The organism is Pseudomaricurvus sp. ABR4_320 (assembly GCF_056159445.1).
On the sequence record NZ_JBSWVF010000047.1, the window covers coordinates 1 to 3,269 of the forward strand.

The following is a 3,269-nucleotide window of genomic DNA, read 5'->3' on the forward strand; positions in this document are numbered from 1 at the left end:
TGAGATTGAGGTTTAATCTTATTCTGAAGAAAGTTATCAAATTGTAAGTCGCAAACAATTAGTGGCTTGAGTTATATGGTCAAGCGACTAAGCGCACACGGTGGATGCCTTGGCAGTTAGAGGCGATGAAGGACGTAGGAGCCTGCGATAAGCCACGGGGAGTCGGCAAACAGACTTTGATCCGTGGATTTCCGAATGGGGAAACCCACCCTTTATGGGTATCTTGTACTGAATTCATAGGTGCAAGAGGCGAACCCGGGGAACTGAAACATCTAAGTACCCGGAGGAAAAGAAATCAACCGAGATTCCCTTAGTAGCGGCGAGCGAACGGGGACCAGCCGAGCAATCTGAGTTAGTGAAACCTTCTGGAAAGTTGGACGATACAGGGTGATAGTCCCGTACACGAAAACGATGATTGACGTATTAAGTAGGTCGAAACACGTGATATTTTGACTGAAGATAGGGGGACCATCCTCTAAGGCTAAATACTCCTAACTGACCGATAGTGAACCAGTACCGTGAGGGAAAGGCGAAAAGAACCCCGGCGAGGGGAGTGAAATAGAACCTGAAACCGTGTGCGTACAAGCAGTCGGAGCAGACTTGTTCTGTGACGGCGTACCTTTTGTATAATGGGTCAGCGACTTATTGTTAGTAGCAAGCTTAACCGAGTAGGGGAGGCGTAGGGAAACCGAGTCTTAATAGGGCGTTTAGTTGCTAGCAATAGACCCGAAACCGGGCGATCTATCCATGGCCAGGTTGAAGGTGCCGTAACAGGCACTGGAGGACCGAACCCACGTATGTTGAAAAATGCGGGGATGAGCTGTGGATCGGAGTGAAAGGCTAATCAAGCCCGGAGATAGCTGGTTCTCCCCGAAAACTATTTAGGTAGTGCGTCATGTCTCACCACTGGGGGTAGAGCACTGTTTGGGCTAGGGGGTCATCCCGACTTACCAACCCCATGCAAACTCCGAATACCAGTGAGTGCAATCATGGCAGACACACGGCGGGTGCTAACGTCCGTCGTGGAAAGGGCAACAACCCAGACCGCCAGCTAAGGTCCCAAATGCTAGTTAAGTGGGAAACGATGTGGGAAGGCTTAGACAGCTAGGAGGTTGGCTTAGAAGCAGCCACCCTTTAAAGAAAGCGTAATAGCTCACTAGTCGAGTCGGCCTGCGCGGAAGATGTAACGGGGCTAAATTAGCAACCGAAGCTGCGGATACTTTTTAAGTATGGTAGGGGAGCGTTCTGTAAGCCGTTGAAGGTGAACTGTGAGGTTTGCTGGAGGTATCAGAAGTGCGAATGCTGACATGAGTAACGACAAGGGGGGTGAAAAACCTCCCCGCCGGAAGACCAAGGTTTCCTGTCCAACGTTAATCGGGACAGGGTTAGTCGGCCCCTAAGGCGAGGCAGAAATGCGTAGTCGATGGGAAACAGGTTAATATTCCTGTACTTTGTATAACTGCGATGGAGGGACGGAGCAGGCTAGGCCAGCGCGGCGTTGGTTGTCCGCGTTTAAGCTTGTAGGCTGAGATCTTAGGTAAATCCGGGGTCTTAAGGCCGAGAGGTTATGACGAGGTCCTCTTCGAGGACTGGAGTGGTTGATGCCATACTTCCAAGAAAAGCTTCTAAGCATAGGTTATACAGAACCGTACTCGAAACCGACACAGGTGGTCAGGTAGAGAATACCAAGGCGCTTGAGAGAACTCGGGTGAAGGAACTAGGCAAAATAGCACCGTAACTTCGGGAGAAGGTGCGCCGGCTTTGGTGATGGGACTTGCTCCCTAAGCTGAGGCCGGTCGAAGTGACCAGGTGGCTGCAACTGTTTATTAAAAACATAGCACTCTGCAAACACGTAAGTGGACGTATAGGGTGTGACGCCTGCCCGGTGCCGGAAGGTTAATTGATGGGGTTAGCATTAGCGAAGCTCTTGATCGAAGCCCCGGTAAACGGCGGCCGTAACTATAACGGTCCTAAGGTAGCGAAATTCCTTGTCGGGTAAGTTCCGACCTGCACGAATGGCGTAATGATGGCCACGCTGTCTCCACCCGAGACTCAGTGAAATTGAAATCGCAGTTAAGATGCTGTGTTCCCGCGGCTAGACGGAAAGACCCCGTGAACCTTTACTACAGCTTTGCACTGAACTCTGAGCCTATTTGTGTAGGATAGCTGGGAGGCTTTGAAGCGATGACGCCAGTTGTCGTGGAGCCGTCCTTGAAATACCAGCCTGGTATGTTTGGGGTTCTAACTCAGGTCCGTTATCCGGATCGAGGACAGTGTATGGTGGGTAGTTTGACTGGGGCGGTCTCCTCCCAAAGAGTAACGGAGGAGCACGAAGGTACGCTAATCATGGTCGGAAATCATGAGCTTAGTGCAATGGCATAAGCGTGCTTGACTGCGAGACTGACACGTCGAGCAGGTACGAAAGTAGGTCATAGTGATCCGGCGGTTCTGTATGGAAGGGCCGTCGCTCAACGGATAAAAGGTACTCCGGGGATAACAGGCTGATACCGCCCAAGAGTTCACATCGACGGCGGTGTTTGGCACCTCGATGTCGGCTCATCACATCCTGGGGCTGAAGCCGGTCCCAAGGGTATGGCTGTTCGCCATTTAAAGTGGTACGCGAGCTGGGTTTAGAACGTCGTGAGACAGTTCGGTCCCTATCTGCCGTGGGCGTTGGAAAGTTGAGAAGAGTTGCTCCTAGTACGAGAGGACCGGAGTGAACGAACCTCTGGTGTTCGGGTTGTCATGCCAATGGCATTGCCCGGTAGCTATGTTCGGACGGGATAACCGCTGAAAGCATCTAAGCGGGAAGCCTCCTTCAAGATAAGCTTTCCCTGGGAACTTGATTCCCCTAAAGGGCCGTTTAAGACCAAGACGTTGATAGGTGGGGTGTGGAAGCGCTGTGAGGCGTTGAGCTAACCCATACTAATTGCCCGTGAGGCTTGACCATATAACTGAAGTCACTAATATCGCGACGCGACATGACTCAGGACAGGTAAGCAACGATTAATCAGAGTAAAAAGCAGTTATACAACTTGAACGCCAACCCTATTTAAGTCGATCAAGGCACTCAGTAGAGCGTAAGACCTTCGAGCTTAAGCCAGTTTGGCTGACAACCATAGAGCTTTGGAACCACCTGATCCCATCCCGAACTCAGTAGTGAAACGAAGTATCGCCGATGGTAGTGTGGGGTTTCCCCATGTGAGAGTAGGTCATTGTCAGCCTTCTATTATGAACCCTCAGAGCTCCGCTCTGGGGGTTTTTTTATG

Annotated in this window: 2 rRNA genes; both read left to right on the top strand. The window is 51.1% G+C overall.

Features of this window, described 5'->3' with window-relative positions:
• Positions 1 to 77: 77 nt before the first annotated feature.
• Positions 78 to 2,950, top strand: a 23S ribosomal RNA gene (locus ACXAFR_RS27145).
• A 158-nt stretch (positions 2,951 to 3,108) separates the two neighbouring features.
• Positions 3,109 to 3,224 (top strand): 5S ribosomal RNA (gene rrf / locus ACXAFR_RS27150).
• Positions 3,225 to 3,269 lie beyond the last annotated feature (45 nt).